At 69.5% G+C, this 19,151-nt stretch carries 16 protein-coding genes; 3 read left to right on the top strand and 13 right to left on the bottom strand.

Features of this window, described 5'->3' with window-relative positions:
• Position 1: 1 nt before the first annotated feature.
• A protein-coding gene (gene prfB, locus QAA18_RS04415; RefSeq protein WP_279411312.1) for a peptide chain release factor 2 occupies positions 2-1,127 on the bottom strand; the annotation gives its coding sequence in 2 pieces (ribosomal slippage) (positions 2-1,051 and positions 1,053-1,127; 1,125 coding nt in all).
• 34 nt (positions 1,128-1,161) lie between these two features.
• The gene (locus QAA18_RS04410; protein ID WP_279411310.1) at positions 1,162-2,043 is read right to left on the bottom strand and encodes a LytTR family DNA-binding domain-containing protein; all 882 of its coding nucleotides are present in this window, start codon (positions 2,041-2,043) and stop codon (positions 1,162-1,164) included.
• Between the two features lie 158 nt (positions 2,044-2,201).
• Here QAA18_RS04410 and QAA18_RS04405 point away from each other — a divergent pair, with 158 nt between their 5' ends.
• Positions 2,202-3,425, top strand: coding sequence for an acyltransferase family protein (locus tag QAA18_RS04405; RefSeq protein ID WP_279411309.1), 1,224 nt, complete (start codon positions 2,202-2,204; stop codon positions 3,423-3,425).
• The gene (locus QAA18_RS04400) at positions 3,413-4,357 is read left to right on the top strand and encodes a phosphatase PAP2 family protein (RefSeq protein ID WP_279411308.1); all 945 of its coding nucleotides are present in this window, start codon (positions 3,413-3,415) and stop codon (positions 4,355-4,357) included. Before QAA18_RS04405 ends, QAA18_RS04400 begins: the two co-directional genes overlap by 13 nt.
• Here the strand turns inward: QAA18_RS04400 and recJ are convergent.
• The 11 genes from recJ to hrcA all read right to left on the bottom strand — a co-directional run bounded on the left by recJ (position 4,354) and on the right by hrcA (position 18,006).
• Complete coding sequence (gene recJ, locus QAA18_RS04395) at positions 4,354-5,994, bottom strand: single-stranded-DNA-specific exonuclease RecJ (protein ID WP_279411378.1); 1,641 nt, start codon at positions 5,992-5,994, stop codon at positions 4,354-4,356. The two genes, QAA18_RS04400 and recJ, sit on opposite strands and share 4 nt — an antisense overlap.
• 56 nt (positions 5,995-6,050) lie before the next feature.
• Positions 6,051-6,989 carry a phosphoglycerate mutase gene (locus tag QAA18_RS04390; RefSeq protein WP_279411306.1) on the bottom strand — a complete coding sequence of 313 codons (939 nt, stop codon included), beginning with the start codon at positions 6,987-6,989 and terminating at the stop codon, positions 6,051-6,053.
• Between the two features lie 13 nt (positions 6,990-7,002).
• Positions 7,003-7,467 carry a transcription elongation factor GreA gene (greA, locus tag QAA18_RS04385; RefSeq protein WP_279411304.1) on the bottom strand — a complete coding sequence of 155 codons (465 nt, stop codon included), beginning with the start codon at positions 7,465-7,467 and terminating at the stop codon, positions 7,003-7,005.
• Positions 7,468-7,488: 21 nt separating this feature from the next.
• The gene (gene carB, locus QAA18_RS04380) at positions 7,489-10,731 is read right to left on the bottom strand and encodes a carbamoyl-phosphate synthase large subunit (protein WP_279411301.1); all 3,243 of its coding nucleotides are present in this window, start codon (positions 10,729-10,731) and stop codon (positions 7,489-7,491) included.
• Positions 10,731-11,159, bottom strand: a complete 429-nt coding sequence (locus QAA18_RS04375) for a four helix bundle protein (RefSeq protein WP_279411299.1) — start codon at positions 11,157-11,159, stop codon at positions 10,731-10,733. The genes carB and QAA18_RS04375 overlap by 1 nt, the downstream gene beginning before the upstream one ends.
• Positions 11,156-12,310 (bottom strand): glutamine-hydrolyzing carbamoyl-phosphate synthase small subunit, encoded by a 1,155-nt coding sequence (gene carA, locus QAA18_RS04370; RefSeq protein WP_279411297.1) that lies wholly within the window; start codon positions 12,308-12,310, stop codon positions 11,156-11,158. Before carA ends, QAA18_RS04375 begins: the two co-directional genes overlap by 4 nt.
• Positions 12,311-12,404: 94 nt before the next feature.
• Positions 12,405-13,115 (bottom strand): dihydrodipicolinate reductase C-terminal domain-containing protein, encoded by a 711-nt coding sequence (locus tag QAA18_RS04365; protein ID WP_279411296.1) that lies wholly within the window; start codon positions 13,113-13,115, stop codon positions 12,405-12,407.
• Between the two features lie 13 nt (positions 13,116-13,128).
• Positions 13,129-14,259 carry a molecular chaperone DnaJ gene (gene dnaJ / locus QAA18_RS04360; protein ID WP_279411294.1) on the bottom strand — a complete coding sequence of 377 codons (1,131 nt, stop codon included), beginning with the start codon at positions 14,257-14,259 and terminating at the stop codon, positions 13,129-13,131.
• 76 nt (positions 14,260-14,335) lie between these two features.
• Complete coding sequence (gene dnaK, locus QAA18_RS04355; RefSeq protein WP_279411292.1) at positions 14,336-16,261, bottom strand: molecular chaperone DnaK; 1,926 nt, start codon at positions 16,259-16,261, stop codon at positions 14,336-14,338.
• Between the two features lie 85 nt (positions 16,262-16,346).
• The gene (gene grpE / locus QAA18_RS04350) at positions 16,347-16,859 is read right to left on the bottom strand and encodes a nucleotide exchange factor GrpE (protein ID WP_279411291.1); all 513 of its coding nucleotides are present in this window, start codon (positions 16,857-16,859) and stop codon (positions 16,347-16,349) included.
• 73 nt (positions 16,860-16,932) lie between these two features.
• Entirely contained in the window at positions 16,933-18,006 is a 1,074-nt protein-coding gene (hrcA, locus tag QAA18_RS04345) for a heat-inducible transcriptional repressor HrcA (RefSeq protein WP_279411290.1), read from the bottom strand.
• 123 nt (positions 18,007-18,129) lie between these two features.
• Between hrcA and QAA18_RS04340 the strand changes: the two genes are divergently transcribed.
• Positions 18,130-19,151, top strand: a 1,022-nt coding sequence (locus QAA18_RS04340; protein WP_279411288.1) for an AAA family ATPase, incomplete at its 3' end; no start/stop codon positions are given.

Genomic DNA, 19,151 nt, shown 5'->3' with positions numbered 1-19,151 from the left:
GTCACGCGTCCACTCGCTTGGCGCCTGCTTCCAGGCCGGACTTCAGGCTGGCCTCGACGAACTCGTCGAGGTCGCCGTCCAGCACGTTCTGCGTGTCGGAGCGCTCGATGCCGGTGCGCAGGTCCTTGATCCGGCTCTGGTCGAGCACGTAGTTGCGGATCTGGCTGCCCCAACCGATGTCGGACTTGGTCGCCTCGACCGCGTCGCGCTCGGCATTGCGCTTCTGCATCTCCAGCTCGTAGAGCTTGGCCGCCAGCATCTTCATCGCGCGGTCGCGGTTGGCGTGCTGGCTGCGTTCGGTCTGGCACGCAACCACTATCCCGGTCGGCACGTGGGTGATGCGCACCGCCGACTCGGTCTTGTTGACGTGCTGGCCGCCGGCGCCGGAGGAACGGTAGACGTCGGTCTTCAGGTCGGCAGGATTGATCTCGATGTCGATCCTGTCGTCCACTTCGGGCGACACGAACACCGAGGTGAAGCTGGTGTGGCGGCGGTTGTCCGAATCGAACGGCGACTTGCGCACCAGCCGGTGCACGCCGGTCTCGGTCTTGAGCCAGCCGTAGGCGTAGTCGCCCTCGACCCGGAACGTGGCCGACTTGACCCCGGCGACGTCGCCGCCGCTGACTTCCAGCAATTCGGTCTTCCAGCCGCGCGACTCGCACCAGCGCAGGTACATGCGCAGCAGCATCTCCGCCCAGTCCTGGGCCTCGGTGCCGCCGGCGCCGGCCTGGATGTCGACGAACGCCGGGTTGGCGTCCATCTGCCCGGAGAACATGCGCTGGAACTCGAGCTGGTCGACCCCGCGCGCGTAGCGCTCGACATCATCGGTGATGGCGGTGGCGGTCTCCTGGTCGTCCTCGGCCTCGACCAGTTCCAGCAACTCGTCGGCGCCGGCCAGGCCCTCGGACAGCGTGCGGATGCCATTGACGGTCTTGTCCAGCAGGGAACGCTCCCTGCCCAGTGCCTGGGCCCGTTCGGCGTCGTTCCAGACGTCGGGGCTTTCCAGTTCGCGGTTGACTTCCTCGAGACGCTCTACCTTGGCGTCGTAGTCAAAGATACCCCCTCAGCGCATCCAGCCGGCCACGGAGGTCGGCGATGCGCTGGCGGACGGGATTGAGTTCGATCATCGGCCGGGAAATGTTTGGCGAAAGGCCGACGATTCTAGCAGGCCGCCCGCCCGCGCAAGGCGTCCCGCTGGCGCCGGCTGCATGGCAGCACGCTGCCGTCCTTCATGTGCACGCGGGCGTCGCCCGTGTCCAGCGGCTCGATCGACGCGACCTGGTCCAGGTTGACGATGTGGCTGCGGTGGATGCGGGCGAAACGCGCCGGATCGAGCTGCGCCTCGATCGCCGCCATCGTGCTGCGCAGCGGGTAGTCGTGGCCGCGCACCCGGAGGTTGACGTAGTTGCCGGACGCCTGCATCCACTCGATGTCGGCGGCGGCCACCAGGAACTCGCGACCCAGCTTGCGCACCAGGAACCGTTCGGGCCGCTCCGGCGCGGACGCCGCCGGCAGGTCGTCGGGCAGGTCCAGCAGCCGCGCTTCGCCCTGCAACCGGCGCCAGAACCAGCGATAGACATGGGACGCCAGCACGACCAGGGCGAAAGTGCGGACATCCTTCAGGTATTCGTAGCCGAACATGCGCGGCAGGCTGTCCGGTCCGTAGTGGTCGCCCAGGGCCAGGTAGCCTGCCTTGCGCATCAGCACCATGCCGGCCACGTGCAGCATCGAGAAGGCGATGCTGGCCAGCAGGTAGCCCGGCAGGCGCCGGCGCCAGGTGTCGGCATGCAGCGGCCAGCGTTCGCACAGCGCGATCATCGCCGGGGCCAGCAGCAACCACATGACCGCGCTGCTGGCCTCCCACAGCACCGGCTTCCAGGGTTCCAGCTCCTGCCCCGCCCGCTGGATGTCGAGCCAGGTGACCACGGAGTTGAACGCGGCCGGGACCAGGAAGGCCACTGCCCAAAGCGCCAGTTCGATCGGGGTGCGCAGGCGCAGGAAGCGGCGCCAGGGTTCGGCCACCGTGGTGGGGACTGTCGGCATCGCCCCATTCTAGGGCGCGTGGCGGCCGCGGCCACATCCCGTTCGTCCCCGGATCCCGCCATTGGTCACCCGATCCCGCACCGCGGCACTTCGCGCTCGCCCCGGAACGCGCGATCGGCCAGCGTGACCGCATCCCCGGCCCCGCGAGAAGCGAACCCATGGAACAACGCCGCCACGATATCGACGCCCTGCGCGTGCTCGCCTTCGGCCTGCTGATCCTCTACCACGTGGGCATGGCCTACGTGGCCGACTGGGAGTTCCACATCAAGAGCGCCTACCTGGCCGAGTGGCTGCAGTGGCCGATGATCATGCTCAACCGCTGGCGGATGCCCTTGCTGTTCGCGATTTCCGGCATGGCCATCGGCTTGTTCATGCACGGCGGGCGCAAGCCCGGCCGGATGCTGGTCGCGCGCACCTGGCGCCTGATGTTGCCGCTGGCATTCGGCATGCTCTTCGTCGTCCCGGTCCAGGCCTGGTGCGAGGCCGTGGCCAATGGCGCCTGGCACTCCGGCTTCGGCAGTTTCCTGTGGCGCTACCTGCAGTTGCGGCCGTGGCCGGAGGGCGGCTGGACGGGCGCGGAGTACGGCCTCACCTGGAACCACCTGTGGTACCTGGCCTATTTGTGGGCTTACACCTGCGTGCTGGTGGCGCTGCTGCCGCTGCTGGAGCGCCTGGGCGTGCGCCGCGCCGGCGCCTGGCTGCCTGCACGCAAGGGCTCCTGGCTGGTGCTGCTGCCCGCGATGTACTTCTTCGCCCTGCTCGCCTGGCTGGCGCCGCTGTTCCCGAAAACGGGTGCCCTGCTCGACGACTGGTACCAGCACGCCGAATTCCTGCCGTTGTTCCTGGCTGGCTACCTGGTGGCGCGCAATGCGGCGGCCTGGGCCGAAGTCGTCCGGTTGCGCCGCCATACCCTGGCGATTGCGGTGCTGGCGATCTCGATCGAGCTCCTGCTGCGCGCCGCCGGCCGCTACCTGCCGGACGACCAGGTCCCGGCACTGATCGCCGGGCTGGCCTGGCACCACATCGAGCTGGCGGCACGCGCGCTCTACATGTGGTCGGCACTGCTGGCGATCTTCGGCTGGGCGCGCATCCTGCTCGACCGCCCCTTCGGCTGGCTGCCCTACGCGACCGAGGCGGTGTATCCGTGGTACGTGCTGCACCAGAGCCTGATCGTGCCGCTGGTGTTCGCGCTGGCGCCGCTGCGGCTGGGCCCGGTGCTCGAGCCGGCCCTGGTCCTGGCCGGCACCGTGGGCGGATGCGTGCTGCTGCACGAACTCGTCATCCGCCGGATTGCATGGTTGCGTCCCTTGTTCGGGCTGAAAAGGCACAATCCGCCCATCGCCAACCCGCGCAGCGCCATGGAGGCCGCTTGTTCCAGGTAGACCCGAACCTCTTGTTGCAGTCCTTCGCCTCGCCCTTCCTCACCTGGCTGATGCTCGGCGTCAGCGAGCTCGGCCATACCTGGTTCTACGTGGTCCTGATCGTCGTGCTGGGCTTCGGCGTGCGCCTGCGGCCGACGCTGGGGATGATGCTGGCGCTGCTGCTTGCGGGTGTCGCGACGCATGCGGCCAAGTCCGGGTTCGAGCTGCCGCGCCCCAGCGATGTCGATGCGCGGGTGCTGTACAAGCTCGAAGCACCCCGCGCCCTGGTCGCCGACGGCGCTGCGCCTTCGTTCCTGGCCCTGCCCACGCCGGAAGCGCGCGCGGCCCTGCGTGCCACCGCGGACCCCGACTACGGCTTCATCAGCGGGCACACCTCTGCTGCCACGGCCATGTGCGTCGCGGTGCTGCTGTTCTTCGGCCTGCGCCGGCGTGCGGCCTGGATCGCGTTGCTGGCCTGGCCGTTGCTGATGGGCCTCTCGCGCATGTACCTGGGCCGGCATTTCCTCGCAGACGTCACCGGAGGGCTGGTGGTGGGCGTCGCGGCGGCTTGGCTCGCGTACTGGCTATTGCCGAAGCGATGGGGGCTGCTTGCTGCCGGAGTCGGATTGCTGTGCGTACTGGCACCGTTCACGCCACTGCTGCATCCGGCCGGCCTCGGGCAATTGGCCGGCCTGGCGATCGTGCTGGGCGTGCTGGCCAGGCGCGGATATCCACCGGATGACGGGCGCGCCTGGCAACGTGCGGCCCGGGTGGCGCTGCTGTGCGCGTTCTACCTGGCCATCGATGCCATCACAGGCCGGCTTGGCGAAGCGGCGGGATGGAGCGAGGCGAGTCCGGCATGGGTTCCGGTCGTGGCGGTCGCGACCGCGACGATGTTCCTCGGCGCGATTGCGGCGTCGCGCCGCCTGGGGCTGTATCGCGCGACTGGCTAGGCCGGTTCGCGGTGGACGACGACCAGCTGGACGGCGTCGCCGCCGCGATAGCCGTCCGGCTCCAGGCGGAAGGCAATGCGCACCCGGCCCTGCGCCGGTTCACCGGCGCCGCCGAAATGGATCGCGTCGAGTTGCCGGCCGTGGGCGGCCAGCGACAGCTTCAGGTGGCGCTCGCCGATGACTCGGGTGCGCAGCACTTCGAACTCACCGTCGAACAGGGGTTCGGGATAGGCCTGGCCCCAGGGCCCGCCGTCGCGCAGGAAACGTGCGTGGCGGATGTCGAACTCGTCGGCTTGCAGTTCGCCATCGGTCAGCACTTCGGCGTGCAACAGGGCCGGATCGAGCAGGCGCGCCGCCTGTTCCTGCAGTGCTTCGCGGAAACGCGGCAGCGCCGCTTCGGCCAGGCTCAACCCCGCGGCCATCGCATGCCCGCCGTAGCGGCCGAGCAAACCGGGATGCGCGGCATCGACCGCGGCCAGCAGGTCGCGCACGTGGAAGCCTGGAATGGAACGCGCCGATCCACGCAGGTCGCCGCTGCCCGGCTCTACCGGCGCGAACGCCAGCACGGGCCGATGCAGGCGTTCCTTCAGCTTCGAGGCCACCAGCCCGACCACGCCGGCGTGCCAACCGGGATCGAACAGGCACGGCACCGCCGGCATCTCGCCATCGAGCGCCAGCGTCGACACCGCCCGCTCCGCCTCGGCCACCATCTGCGACTGCACGCCCTGGCGCTCGGCGTTGATCGCATGCAGGGCGGCGGCGAGCGTACGCGCATGGCCCGGGTCCTCGCACAGCAGGCATTCGATGCCCACGCCCATGTCGTCCAGGCGGCCGGCGGCATTGATGCGCGGCGCCAGCGCATAGCCGATGTCGGTGGCGGTCAGCGTCGCCTCGTCGCGACCCGCCACTTCGATCAGGGCGCGCAGTCCCGCGCATCCCCTTCTCGCGCGCAGGCGCCGCAGGCCGGCGGCCACCAGCGCACGGTTGTTGGCATCCAGCGGCACCAGGTCGGCGACGGTGCCAACGGCAACCAGGTCCAGCAGGACGGACAGATCGGGTCGTCGAGCCGGATCGTCGGCGAACAGTCGCGCGCGCAGGGCCAGCAGCAGGTAGAACATGACCCCGACGCCAGCCAGCGCCTTGCTGGGGAACATGTCGCCGGGCCGGTTGGGATCGACGATCGCGTCGGCCGGCGGCAGTTGCGGGCCGGCGAGATGGTGGTCGGTCACCAGCACTTGCCAACCGCGCTCCTTTGCCGCGGCGATGCCGGCATGGCAGGCGATGCCGTGGTCGACGGTGACCAGCAGCTCCGGTTGCAACGCGACGAGGTCCTCCACCAGCCCGGGCGACAGGCCGTAGCCGTGCACCTGGCGGTTGGGTACCGCATGCGAGACGTGGCTGGCGCCCAGCAGGCGCAGCCCGCGCACGCCGGTGGCGCAGGCGGTGGCACCGTCGCAGTCGAAATCGCCGACCACCACGATATGCCGGTCTTCGGCGGTGGCCGCCGCCAGCAGGTCGACCGCGGCGTCGAGGCCGAGCAGTCCGTCGGGCGGCAACAGGCCGCCGAGTTTCGGTTGCGCATCCACGAGGCCGCGCGCACCGCGCGCCGCATGCAGGCGGCGCAGCAATGGCGGCATGTCGCCCCAGTCGCTGCCGTCGAAGTCGGCCTGCGCTCGCCGACGCAACGACCGCCTCACGACGGTTTGCGCCAGAAGCGCCAGCGTTGCGATCGCGACAGCAGGTAGGCGCTGCCGTCGGCGAAATCCAGGTCCAGCCGGTCGATGTCGCGGCGCATGAGCGCGGCATGCGCCGGTTGCAGCCAGTCCGCGTCCAGGGTGGCCAGGTCGCGCATGTCGCGCAGGTCCCACAGGCCGTCCATTCCGGATTCGAAACGCGACGGCAACGCGCGCGCAGGCACGCCCGCGTTGGTCGCCAGCGACAGCACCAGTGCGTCGGCGGAGCCGACCTGCGCGTGCGCGGTGGCGACCCGGTCCGGCAGCCTGCCGCCGCCCCAGAACCAGAGCGAATTGACCGGCGGCTTGCCGGCCGACGCGCGCCGTTCGTTCCACGGGTGGTTGTGCAATACCACCTGCGCTTCGTTGAGCAGCACCCGCCATCGACGCATGCCGGCGTCGGCGGCATCGCCGGCCTCGGCGAATATTTCGACCATGTCCGCCCCCAATGTCTGTTCCGGATCGGGGAACGACGGCAGGCGCACGCCTTCCGGCAGGCGCAGGTACCAGCGCGACGGATCGGGGGCATCGATCGGGAAGCCGGCGTCACCGAACAGGGTGCGCAACGCGGGGAGCAAGGCGTCGACATCCTCTTGCGTGAGCTGCATGCCTTCGCCGCAGGCGAACATCCGCGCGCCGTTGATGTCCGGGCGAATCCACGCCGGATCCGCGCGCAGCCATTGCGCGGAGGCGGCATCGCTTGCATCGCGGCTGCGGGTCAGCGCCGCGGCCGGCCAACCGCGCGGCAACAGGTCGAAATGGCGCAGCAGTTGCGCACGCTCGCCCTCGCCGCCATCGGGCGCGGCATCGGCACGGCCCAGCGCACGCGCCAGCCAGTGCGGCAACGGCTGTGCGCCCAGTCGCCTGCGCGCGGGCAGCAGCAGGATCGCCGTGGCCATCCGCGAGGCGCCGTCAGCCTTCGTAGCTGACCGAGACGATGTCGAATTCGCGGCGTCCGGCCGGCGCGTCGATGGTGACGGTGTCGCCCTCGAGCTTGCCGATCAGGGCACGGGCCACGGGCGACGAGATCGCGATCAGGCCTTGCTTGATGTCGGCTTCAAGGTCGCCGACGATCTGGTAGGTGGTTTCCTTGTCGGTCTCGGTATCGGCCAGCACCACCGTCGCCCCGAACACGACCTTCGATCCGGCGTTGAGCTTGGACACGTCGATCAGCTGGGCGTGCGAAAGCTCCGCCTCCAGCTGCTTGATCCTGCCCTCGATGAAACCCTGCTGCTCGCGCGCGGCGTGGTACTCCGCGTTCTCCTTGAGATCGCCGTGCGCGCGCGCCTCGGCGATCGCCTGGATCACGGCCGGCCGCTTCACCGACTTGAGTTCTTCCAGTTCGGCGCGCAGGCGTTGCGCGCCCCTGGTGGTCATTGGTGCCTGCATTGGTGTTCCTCAGCTGCCGACTTCGGCATGCAATTCCTGCAACGACCATACCGGGCCGCTGTCGCGGAAGTCCAGAGAGTGCAGCAGCGCCTTGGCGCCGGCCACGGTGGTCGAGTACGTCACCCTGGCCTGCAGCGCCTCGCGCCGGATCGAGAACGAGTCCGAGATCGCCTGGCGGCCTTCGGTCGTGTTCACGATGTAGGCGATTTCGCCATTCTTGATCAGGTCGACGATGTGCGGCCGGCCCTCGATCACCTTGTTCACGACCTCGCATTCCAGGCCGTTGTCGCGCAGGAACGCGGCGGTGCCGCGGGTGGCCACCAGGGTGCTGCCGCGGCGGATCAGGTCCTGGGCCACGGCCAGCACCTTCTGCTTGTCCGGGTCGCGCACCGAGATGAACACCTTCCCGGCCGACGGCGCGCGGATGCCCGCGGCTTCCTCGGCACGCGCGAACGCCGCGCCGAAGCTGCGCCCCACGCCCATCACCTCGCCGGTGGAGCGCATCTCCGGCCCCAGGATCGGATCGACTCCCTGGAACTTGGCGAACGGGAAGATCGCTTCCTTGACGCTGAAGTATTCCGGTACGACCTCGGCGGTGGCGCCCTGCTCGGCCAGGGTCATCCCGGCCATGCAGCGCGCGGCGATGCGCGCCAGCGGCACGCCGGTGGCCTTGGACACGAACGGCACCGTGCGCGAGGCGCGCGGGTTCACTTCGAGCAGGTAGATCGTCGACTCGCCGTCGCCATCGTGCTGGACCGCGAACTGCGTGTTCATCAGCCCGACCACGTCGAGCGCACGCGCCAGGGCCACGACCTGCTCGCGCAGGCGGTCCTGCACCGACATCGGCAGCGAGTACGGCGGCAGCGAACACGACGAGTCGCCCGAGTGCACGCCCGCTTCTTCGATGTGCTCCATGACGCCACCGATCAGGACGTTGCCGTCCTTGTCGGCGATGACGTCCACGTCGACTTCGACCGCGTGGTCGAGGAAGCGGTCCAGCAATACCGGCGAGTCGTCCGACACCTTGACCGCATCGCGGATGTAGCGCGACAGGTCGGCATCCGAATGAACGACCTCCATTGCACGGCCGCCGAGCACGTAGCTCGGACGCACCACCAGCGGGTAGCCGATCTCGCGGGCCAGCGCCAGGGCCTCGTCCGGGTTGCGCGCGGTACGGTTGGGCGGCTGCTTCAGGCCCAGGCGCTCGACCAGCTGCTGGAAGCGCTCGCGGTCCTCGGCCAGGTCGATCGATTCGGGCGAGGTGCCGATCACCGGCACGCCGTTGGCTTCCAGCGCACGCGCGAGCTTCAGCGGGGTCTGCCCGCCGTACTGCACGATCACGCCGACCGGCTTCTCGAGCTCCACGATCTCGAGCACGTCCTCCAGGGTCAGCGATTCGAAGTACAGGCGGTCGGAGGTGTCGTAGTCGGTGGACACGGTCTCCGGGTTGCAATTGACCATGATGGTTTCATAGCCGTCCTCGCGCAGGGCGAGCGCGGCGTGCACGCAGCAGTAGTCGAACTCGATGCCCTGGCCGATGCGGTTCGGGCCGCCACCCAGGACCATGATCTTGCGCCGGTCGGTGGGGTGCGCCTCGCACTCGTCCTCGTAGGTCGAGTACATGTAGGCGGTGGTCGTCGCGAACTCGGCCGCGCAGGAATCCACGCGCTTGTACACCGGGCGCACGCCGAAGGCCTTGCGCAGCGCGCGCACGGCGGACTCGCCGGTGCCGACCAGGCGCGCCAGGCGCGCGTCGGAGAAGCCCTTGCGCTTGAGCGCGCGCAGCCGGCGTGCGTCCAGCGCATCGATGCCGGCGGCGGCGACTTCGCTCTCCAGGGCCACCAGCTCCTCGATCTGGTCGAGGAACCAGGGATCGACGAAGGACAGCGCATGCACGTCCTCGACCGACATGCCGGCGCGGAACGCATCGGCCAGGTAGAAGATCCGCTCCGGCCCGGCTTCCTTGACCTCGCGTCGCAGCGTGGCCATTCCGCCCTCGTCGACCAGGTCCAGGCCGGTCGGGTCGAGCCCGGACTTGCCGATCTCCAGCCCGCGCAGCGCCTTCTGCAACGACTCCTGGAAAGTGCGGCCGATGGCCATCACTTCGCCCACGGACTTCATCTGCGTGGTCAGCCGCGCGTCCGCGGCCGGGAACTTCTCGAACGCGAAGCGCGGGATCTTGGTGACGACGTAGTCGATGCTGGGTTCGAACGACGCCGGGGTCAGGCCGCCGGTGATCTCGTTCTTCAACTCGTCCAGCGTGTAGCCGACGGCGAGCTTGGCGGCGACCTTGGCGATCGGGAAGCCGGTGGCCTTGGAGGCGAGCGCCGAGGAACGCGACACGCGCGGGTTCATCTCGATCACCACCACCCGCCCGGTCTGCGCGTTGACGCCGAACTGGACGTTGGAACCGCCGGTGTCGACGCCGATCTTGCGCAGCACCGCGATCGATGCGTCGCGCAGGCGCTGGTATTCCTTGTCGGTGAGCGTCTGCGCAGGGGCGACCGTGATCGAGTCGCCGGTGTGCACGCCCATCGGGTCCAGGTTCTCGATCGAGCACACGATGATGCAGTTGTCCGCGGTGTCGCGAACGACCTCCATCTCGAATTCCTTCCAGCCGAGCACGGATTCCTCGACCAGGATCTCGTGCACGGGCGACAGCTCGAGGCCGCGCTTCGCGATCTCCTCGAACTCCTCCTTGTTGTAGGCGATGCCGCCGCCGGTGCCGCCCAGGGTGAACGACGGGCGGATGATGGTCGGGTAGCCGACCCGGGCCTGGATCTCCACCGCCTGTTCGAACGAACGCGCCACCTCGGCCTTCGGGCATTCCAGACCGATCTCGCCCATGGCCACGCGGAACAGCTCGCGGTCCTCGGCCATGCGGATCGCGTCGCGCGAGGCGCCGATCAGTTCCACGCCGTGGCGCTCGAGCACGCCGTTGTCGGCCAGGTCCAGCGCGCAGTTGAGCGCGGTCTGGCCGCCCATCGTCGGCAGCAGCGCGTCGGGCTTCTCCTTGGCGATTATCTTCTCGACCGACTGCCAATTGATCGGCTCGATGTAGACCGCGTCGGCCATCGCCGGGTCGGTCATGATCGTGGCCGGGTTGCTGTTGACCAGCACCACCCGGTAGCCCTCGTCGCGCAGCGCCTTGCACGCCTGCGCGCCGGAGTAGTCGAACTCGCAGGCCTGGCCGATCACGATCGGGCCGGCGCCGATGATCAGGACGGTCTTGATGTCGGTGCGCTTGGGCATCAGGCGTAGTCCTCGAGAGGTTCGGAAATACGGGACCGGGGACCGGGGACCGGGGACCGGGATTCGAGTCGCGCGTGGAGCGACTGGTGAAGCCGATACAACATGCGCCCGACGGCCTCGCTTGTCTCCAGGATCGGAGCGACCGCATCCTCGCTCGCGAGGCCGAGATCGGACGCCAGCTGCAGTTGGGTTTGAAGCTCGGCTACCGAGCCACAGCTGATTGCCACGAACCGCGCGTAATCGCGGGTTGAGCGGCGACCATTGCCTTCAGCGATGTTGGAAGGGATCGAAACCGCAGCGCGTTGAAGCTGGGACGCCAGGCCATACCGCTCTTCGCGCGGGAACCTCGCAGTCAGCTCGTAAACCCGCCTGGTCAACTCCATCGAAAGCTGCCAAACGTCCAACTCGCGGAAATGGCTCGCGCTCATGCAACCCTCCCGGTCCCCGGTCCCGGGTCCCCGGTCCCCATCGAGGCAATGAATCGATCGACAAGGTACGCGACGTCGTGCGGCCCCGGGCTCGCTTCCGGGTGGCCCTGGACCGAGAACGCCGGCGCGTCGGTGAGCGCGATGCCCTGGTTGGATCCGTCGAACAGCGAACGGTGGGTGACGCGCACGTTCGCCGGCAGGGTCGACTCGTCGACGGCGAAGCCGTGGTTCTGGCTGGTGATCAGCACACGCCCGGTCTCCGTGTCGATGACCGGGTGGTTCGCGCCGTGGTGCCCGAACTTCATCTTCACCGTGTCGGCGCCGACCGCCAGGCCCAGCAGCTGGTGGCCGAGGCAGATGCCGTACAGCGGCAGCTTGCGCGCGATGAACTCGCGGGTCGCGGCGATGGCGTAGTCGCAGGGCTGCGGATCGCCCGGGCCGTTGGACAGGAACACGCCATCGGGGTTGAGCGCGAACACCTCCGATGCCGGCGTCTGCGCCGGGACCACGGTGAGGTCGCAGCCCCGCTCGGCCAGCATGCGCAGGATGTTGGTCTTGACCCCGAAGTCGTAGGCGACGACATGGAAACGGCCGCCGCCGCTGGCGAATGCGTTGCGGTCCAGGTCGAGCCGGCCCTCGTTCCAGCGGTACGGCTCGCGCACGCTCACTTCCCTGGCCAGGTCCATGCCCTTGAGTCCGGGGAACTTGCGGGCGGCCTCGATCGCCGCGTCGACGTCGATGGCATCGCCCGCGACCAGCGCCCCGTTCTGCGAACCGCGGTCGCGCAACAGGCGGGTGAGCTTGCGGGTGTCGATGCCGCTGATCGCGACCACGCCGCGTTCGCGCAGCCAGTCAGGCAGAGCGACCTGGTTGCGCCAGCTCGAGGGGCGGCGCGGCACGTCGCGCACGATCAGGCCGGCTGCCCACGCCTGCCGCGACTCGTCGTCGGCGGCGTTGCAGCCGGTGTTGCCGATGTGCGGATAGGTCAACGTCACCATCTGCCGCGCATACGAGGGATCGGTGACGATCTCCTGGTAGCCGGTCATGGCGGTGTTGAACACCACCTCGCCGACGGAAAGGCCGGGCGCGCCGACGGATTCGCCCTCGAACACGGTGCCGTCTTCGAGCGCAAGGATTGCGGGCTGGGTCACGGGATTCGCCTACGTGGGGTTGCAAAAAACCGCCGGCACGGTGCGGAACCGTCCGGAGGCGAGTGGTATCAGGCGAGCGGGAATGATACCGGTTCTACAGCAGGTCCGCCAGCCGGTATTGGCCCGGATCGCGCCCGGCCAGGCGTGAAGCCGCATGCAGCGCGCCACGGGCGAAGATGTCGCGGTTGCCGGCGCGATGCGCCAGCTCCAGCCGCTCGCCGGCGCCGGTGAACTGCACCATGTGCTCGCCGACGATGTCGCCGGCGCGCAGGGAGGCGTAGCGCGGCTCCGCACCGCCCTGCCCGGCCGCGGCGCCCAGCGTGAGCGCGGTCCCGGAAGGCGCATCCACCTTGCGCGCGTGGTGCGCTTCGACGATGTCGCAATCCCAGCCCGGCAGCGCACGCGCGGCGCGCTCCACCAGGTCGGACAGCACGGCCACGCCGAGACTGAAGTTCGAGGCCTGGATCAAGGGAATCGACCTGGCCGCCTCGTCCAGCGCGGCACGCTGCGTTGGCTCCAGGCCGGTCGTGCCGGACACCAGCGCCGCCTTGCGGCCGACGCACAACGCCAGGATCGGGTCGAACGCTACAGGCAGGCTGAAGTCGATCGCGACGTCGAAGGCGGGCGCGCCCTGCAGTTCGCTGGCGGCGAACTGCGGCACCCCGTCGACCACGCGCTGCGCGGGGCGCCGCGAGACCGCCGCCACGACGGTGAACCGCGAAGGCTCCTCCGCGCACAGGCGCAGCAACGCCTGGCCCATGCGGCCGGAAGCACCGTGAACCAGCAGGCGGAGGGGAGCGTCCATGCCCCGCAGGCTATCAGGAGACCATGCGGTCCCAGAAGCCCTTGACGCCATCGAGGAAGGTGCTGGCCCTGGGCGAATGGCGGCGCGCGCCCTCGCCGACGAAGGTCGCCTCGAACTTCTCCAGCAGCTCGCGCTGCTCGGTGCTGAGGTTGACCGGGGTCTCGACCACCGCCTTGCAATACAGGTCGCCCGGCGCGCGGCTGCGCACCGACTTGACGCCCTTGTCGCGCAGGCGGAACAGCTTGCCGGTCTGGGTCTCGGCGGGAATGCGCAGTTCCACCTCGCCGTCCAGCGTCGGCACGCGGATGACGTCGCCCAGCGCCGCCTGCGAGATGCGGATGGGCACCTCGCAATGGAGGTCGTCGCCGTCGCGCACGAAGATCTCGTGCGGCCTGACCCGCACCTCGACATAGAGGTCGCCCGGCGGCGTCCCCGCCGGGCCGGCCTCGCCCTCGCCGGCAAGACGGATGCGGTCGCCGCTGTCGACGCCTGCCGGGATCTTCACCGACAGCGTCTTCTCCTGCTCCACCCGGCCATTGCCGTGGCACGACGCACAGGGATTGGCGATCACCTGCCCGCGTCCGCCGCAGTGCGGGCACGGCTGCTGCATGGTGAAGATGCCGCGCTGCATGCGCACCTGCCCGCGTCCGTGGCATGTGCCGCAGGTCTCGACCTTGCCGTCGGCCGAACCCGAGCCGTTGCAGGGCGCACACGGCGCCAGGCTCGGCACCTCGATGCGCTTCTCGACGCCCGCCACGGCCTCTTCCAGGTCCAGTTCCATGACGTAGCCGATGTCGGCGCCTCGGCGCGGCCCGCGCCCGGCACCGCCGCCACCGAAAATGTTGCCGAAGATGTCCCCGAAGATGTCGCCCATGTCGGCGAAGCCCGGCCCCGGGCCGCCGCCACCGCCCATGCCGTGCTCGAAAGCAGCGTGGCCGTGCGCGTCGTACATGCGGCGCTTGCCGGCATCCGACAGCACCTCGTACGCCTCCTTGCACTCCTTGAACGCCTCCACCGCGGCGGCGTCGCCCGGGTTGCGGTCCGGGTGGTGCTTCATCGCGCAGCGCCGGTAGGCCTTTTTCAGCTCGTCGTCCGAGGCGCTGCGGGAGACGCCGAGGACTTCGTAGTAGTCACGCTTGCTCATGCATTCTCTGCCTGCTCGGACAGGTCGAAGGAGCGGGATCTACCCGCCCCTCCGGTCCCCGAATCCCCTTCCGGGCTCACGACTTCTGGTCGTCGTCCTTCACTTCGGTGAATTCCGCATCGACGACGTCTTCGGGGCTCGCCTGGCCGCCTTCGCCGGCAGAGCCTTCGGCACCACCCTGCGCGGCGGCCGCGACCGCGGCGAACAGCGCCTGGCCCGCTTCCTCCAACGCCTTGGACTTGGCCTCGATCTGGGCCTTGTCGTCGCCCTTCATCGCCGTCTCGACGTCGGCGATCGCAGCCTCGGCGCGGCCGATGATGTCCCCGCCGACCTTGTCGCCATTGTCCTTGATCGCGCTGCGGGTGGCGTGGATCAGGCCGTCGGCCTGGTTGCGCGCCTGCACCAGCTCGTGGAACTTGCGGTCCTCCTCGCGGTTGGCCTCCGCGTCCTGGACCATGCGCTGGATTTCTTCGTCGCTCAGGCCCGAACCGGCCTTGATCTCGACCTTCTGCTCCTTGCCGGTCTTCTTGTCCTTGGCCGACACGTGCAGGATGCCGTTGGCGTCGATGTCGAACGACACCTCCACCTGCGGCATGCCGCGCGGCGCCGGCTCGATGCCGGTGAGGTCGAACCTGGCCAGCGACTTGTTGTAGCGGGCCTGCTCGCGCTCGCCCTGCAGCACGTGCACGGTGACCGCGGACTGGTTGTCCTCGGCGGTGCTGAAGGTCTGCGAGGCCTTGGTCGGAATGGTGGTGTTCTTCTCGATGATCTTGGTGAACACGCCGCCCAGGGTCTCGATGCCCAGGCTCAGCGGGGTCACGTCGAGCAGCAGCACGTCCTTGACGTCGCCGGCGAGCACGCCGCCCTGGATCGCGGCGCCGATGGCCACGGCCTCGTCCGGGTTCACGTCCTTGCGCGGCTCCTTGCCGAAGAACTCGCCCACCGCCTGCTGCACGCGCGGCATGCGGGTCTGGCCGCCGACCAGGATCACGTCGCTGATGTCGCTGGCGCGCAGGCCGGCGTCGTTGAGCGCGACGCGGCACGGCTCGATGGTCTTCTTCACCAGGTCGTCGACCAGCGCCTCGAGCTTGGCCCGGGTCAGCTTGATGTTCAGGTGCTTCGGACCCGAGGCGTCCGCGGTGACGTACGGCAGGTTGACCTCGGTCTGCTGCGAGCTGGACAGCTCGATCTTGGCGCGCTCGGCCGCGTCCTTCAGGCGCTGCAGGGCCAGCGGATCCTTGCGCAGGTCGATGCCCTGGTCCTTGTTGAACTCGTCGACCAGGTAGTCGATGACGCGCTTGTCGAAGTCCTCGCCGCCGAGGAAGGTGTCGCCGTTGGTGGACAGCACTTCGACCTGCATCTCGCCGTCGACCGAGGCGATCTCGATGATCGACACGTCGAAGGTACCGCCGCCGAGGTCGTAGACCGCGACCTTGCGGTCGCCGCCCTTCTTGTCCATGCCGTAGGCCAGCGCGGCCGCGGTGGGCTCGTTGATGATGCGCTTGACGTCGAGGCCGGCGATGCGGCCGGCGTCCTTGGTCGCCTGGCGCTGGGAGTCGTTGAAGTAGGCCGGGACGGTGATCACCGCCTCGGTGACGGTCTCGCCGAGGAAGGCCTCGGCGGTCTTCTTCATCTTCTCCAGCACCTTGGCCGAGACTTCCTGCGGCGCCAGCTTCTTGCCGTCGGCCAGCGCCACCCAGGCGTCGCCGTTCTCGTGCTGGGCGATCGCGTACGGGACCAGGCCCAGGTCCTTCTGCACCTCGGCATCGGTGAACTTGCGGCCGATCAGGCGCTTCACCGCGTGGAAGGTGTTCTTGGGATTGGTGACCGCCTGGCGCTTGGCCGAGGCGCCGACCAGGACTTCGCCGTCCTTGGTCCAGGCCACGACGGACGGCGTGGTCCGGTCGCCTTCGCTGTTCTCGATGACCCGCGCCTTGCCGCCATCCATGACCGCGACGCACGAATTGGTCGTGCCGAGGTCGATGCCGATGATCTTGCCCATGGTGTTGCTCCCTCTCGAAATCGTTGTCTGGTGGCGCCGGGCGCCGATGTAATGGAATTGGGGGTCGATGCGTTCAGTTCAAGAGCTATTCCGCCACCACGACCAGGGCCGGGCGCAGCAGGCGTTCGTTCAGCACGTAACCCTTCTGGAACAGGGTCGCGACGTGGCCGGCGGGGACGCCGGGCGCGGCGGCCATGCTCATGGCCTGGTGCCGCTCGGGATCGAAGCCGTCGCCGGGCACCGGCGCGATCTCCTGCAGGCCGTTGGCCTCGGCGATCCGGTGCAGCTGGCGCAGGGTCAGCTCCAGGCCGGCGCGCAGGGGGTCGCCTTCGGCAGCCGCCGCCAGCCCGGCTTCCATGCTGTCGAACAGCGGCAGCAGGTCGGCGAGCAGGCGCTCGTTGGCGAAGCGGCGCGCGGCCTCGAGTTCGCGGGCCATGCGCTTGCGCTGGTTGTCCAGGTCGGCGCGCTCGCGCAGCGACTCGCCGCGCAGCTGCTCGATCTCGGCCCGCAGCGCCTCCACCTCGGCGGCCAGCGGGTGCGTGTCTTCGGCCAGGCCTTCCTGCTCGGTGCCGGCATCGACATCGGGTTTGTTGGTCATGCTGCTGCTTCCTTCGCGGCCAGGCCGCACCGCAGGCTGGTATGGGGCCTGGCAGGCGCGGTTCAAGCCTTGCTCAGGATTTCAGGGCGGCACCCAGCACTTCGGCAGCGGCCTGGACCACGGGAATCACGCGGTCGTAAGCCATCCTCGACGGTCCGATCACGCCCAGCACGCCGAGCGTGCGGTCGCCGGAGACATAGGGCGCGGTCACCAGGGACATGCCCTCCAGCGGGGCCAGGCCGGTCTCCTCGCCTATGAAGATGCGCACGCCCGGCGCCTGCACGGTCCGCTCGAGCAGCTGCAGGATCTCGCGCTTGCGGGCGAAGGCCTCGAACAGTTCGCGCAGGCGCTCGAGGTCGGACAGCTCCTGCACGCCCATCAGCCGCGTCTGCCCGGCCAGGACCATACCTTCGCTGAGCATGCCCTCGCCCAGCGCGCCGTCGGCATCGCCGCCCAGCGCCTGCTCGGCCAGCTCCACGCTGTGGGCCAGCAGGCTCTCCATCTCGTTGCGGGCCGCGCGCAGGTCGCGCAGCAGGGTCGCCCGGATCTCGGCAACCGGCCGGCCGGCGAAATGCCGGTTCAGGTAGTTGGAGACGCGCTCCAGCTCGCCTGCGTCGTAGGGGCGCCGCGTCTGGATGATGCGGTTCTGCACGTCGTTGTCGGCGAACACCAGGATCGCCAGCACCCGTCCTGCGTCCAGCGGCACGAAGTCGATGTGGCGGAAGGCGAACTGCTCGCGCCGCGGCACGCTGACCACGCCGACGAAATGGCTCATCGCCGACAGCAGCTCCGATGCACTGCCAAGCAACGCCTGGGTCCCGGTACCTGCCGGCAGTTCCTCGCGCAGCCGCGCCATTTCGCCCTCGGGCAGCGGCCGCAACTGCAGCAGGGAGTCGACGAACACGCGGTAGCCCTGCGCCGTCGGCACCCGTCCGGCTGAAGTGTGCGGCGAGGCCAGCAGCCCGATCTCCTCCAGGTCGGCCAGGATGTTGCGGATCGTGGCCGGGCTCACCGCCAGGCCGGAATGCCGGGCCAGGGTCTGCGAACCCACCGGCTCGCCGTCGCGGATATGGCGCGAGATCAGTGTCCGCAGCAGTTGGCGCGCGCGCGGATCCAGTTCCTTGGCGGTGGCGGTCGTGCGGGGCATGCAGCGGATATAAGGCCCCCGGCGCCGGGGCGCAAGCGCGGCGGGCCGCGTCCCGGAAGGAGACGGACGGTCGCAAGCGGCGCCGGCGCAGCGTTTGCGACGCCGACCGCTTACGCTATTGGTATGCTGACCCGCCTCACGATCAGGGACTTCGCCGTCGTCGCTGCCGCCGAACTCGAGTTCGGGCCCGGCCTGACCGTCATTTCCGGTGAAACCGGCGCCGGCAAGTCGTTGCTGGTCGATGCCCTGGGTTTCCTGTCCGGGCTGCGCGCCGACAGCGGCATGGTCCGCCATGGCGCGGACCGGGCCGAACTGGCCGCCGAATTCGACCTGGGCGACGCGCCCGCGGCGCTGGAATGGCTGCGCGAGGCCGAGTTCGACGACGGCGACGAATGCCAGTTGCGCCGCACGCTGCGCGCGGACGGCGGTTCGCGCGCCTGGATCAACGGGCGTCCGGCGACCCTGGCCCAGCTCGGCGCCCTGGCTGCGACCCTGGTCGAGATCCACGGCCAGCACGAGCACCAGGCCCTGCTCTCCCGGGCCAGCCAGCTCGACCTGCTAGATGCCTTCGGCAGCCTGCAACCGCAACTGCAGGCCGTGCGTGACGCAGCACGGGCCTGGAGCACCCTGCAGAGCGAGCGCGACGAACTGTCGCGCAAGGGCGACGTGAGCGAGCGCATCGCCTGGCTCGAGCACCAACTGGGCGAACTCCAGCGCGAATCGCTGGAGCCGGCGGCGATTGTCGAATTGACCGGTTCGCACCGGCGCCAGGCCCATGCCGCGGCCCTGATCGCCGCGTGCGAGAACGCCGCGGCCCGGCTGGGCGGCGACGAAGCCGGTTCGCCGGCACGGATGCTGCAGCAGGTGCGCGCCGAACTCGCCCGCCAGGCCGAGCACGAGCCGCGACTGGAGGAGGTCGACGCCATGCTCGATTCTGCCGCCATCCAGCTCGACGAGGCGCTGGCACTGCTCGACACGGTGCGTTCGGACCTGGACATCGACCCGGCCACGTTCGAGGAGCTGGACCGCCGCCTGGCGCGGCTGCACGACCTGTCGCGCAAGCACCGCGTCGCGCCTGAAGGGCTGGCCGCGCAGCGCGACGCGCTGTCCGGCGAACTGGAAGCCCTGCGCGGCGCCGGTACCCG

The sequence above is a fragment of the Luteimonas sp. 8-5 genome, assembly GCF_029763755.1.
GTDB lineage: Bacteria > Pseudomonadota > Gammaproteobacteria > Xanthomonadales > Xanthomonadaceae > Cognatiluteimonas.
Note: the sequence above shows the minus strand (reverse complement) of the source record. Positions and strands in the feature narration are given on the sequence as shown.

Excerpts from the sequence above, each read along its gene's own strand:
- QAA18_RS04410 (WP_279411310.1), bottom strand. The coding sequence starts at position 2,043 with ATGCCGACAGTCCCCACCACGGTGGCCGAACCCTGGCGCCGCTTCCTG.
- QAA18_RS04405 (WP_279411309.1), top strand. The coding sequence starts at position 2,202 with ATGGAACAACGCCGCCACGATATCGACGCCCTGCGCGTGCTCGCCTTC.
- recJ (WP_279411378.1), bottom strand. The coding sequence starts at position 5,994 with ATGCCGCCATTGCTGCGCCGCCTGCATGCGGCGCGCGGTGCGCGCGGC.
- QAA18_RS04390 (WP_279411306.1), bottom strand. The coding sequence starts at position 6,989 with ATGGCCACGGCGATCCTGCTGCTGCCCGCGCGCAGGCGACTGGGCGCA.
- greA (WP_279411304.1), bottom strand. The coding sequence starts at position 7,467 with ATGACCACCAGGGGCGCGCAACGCCTGCGCGCCGAACTGGAAGAACTC.
- carB (WP_279411301.1), bottom strand. The coding sequence starts at position 10,731 with ATGCCCAAGCGCACCGACATCAAGACCGTCCTGATCATCGGCGCCGGC.
- QAA18_RS04375 (WP_279411299.1), bottom strand. The coding sequence starts at position 11,159 with ATGAGCGCGAGCCATTTCCGCGAGTTGGACGTTTGGCAGCTTTCGATG.
- QAA18_RS04365 (WP_279411296.1), bottom strand. The coding sequence starts at position 13,115 with ATGGACGCTCCCCTCCGCCTGCTGGTTCACGGTGCTTCCGGCCGCATG.
- dnaJ (WP_279411294.1), bottom strand. The coding sequence starts at position 14,259 with ATGAGCAAGCGTGACTACTACGAAGTCCTCGGCGTCTCCCGCAGCGCC.
- dnaK (WP_279411292.1), bottom strand. The coding sequence starts at position 16,261 with ATGGGCAAGATCATCGGCATCGACCTCGGCACGACCAATTCGTGCGTC.
- grpE (WP_279411291.1), bottom strand. The coding sequence starts at position 16,859 with ATGACCAACAAACCCGATGTCGATGCCGGCACCGAGCAGGAAGGCCTG.
- hrcA (WP_279411290.1), bottom strand. The coding sequence starts at position 18,006 with ATGCCCCGCACGACCGCCACCGCCAAGGAACTGGATCCGCGCGCGCGC.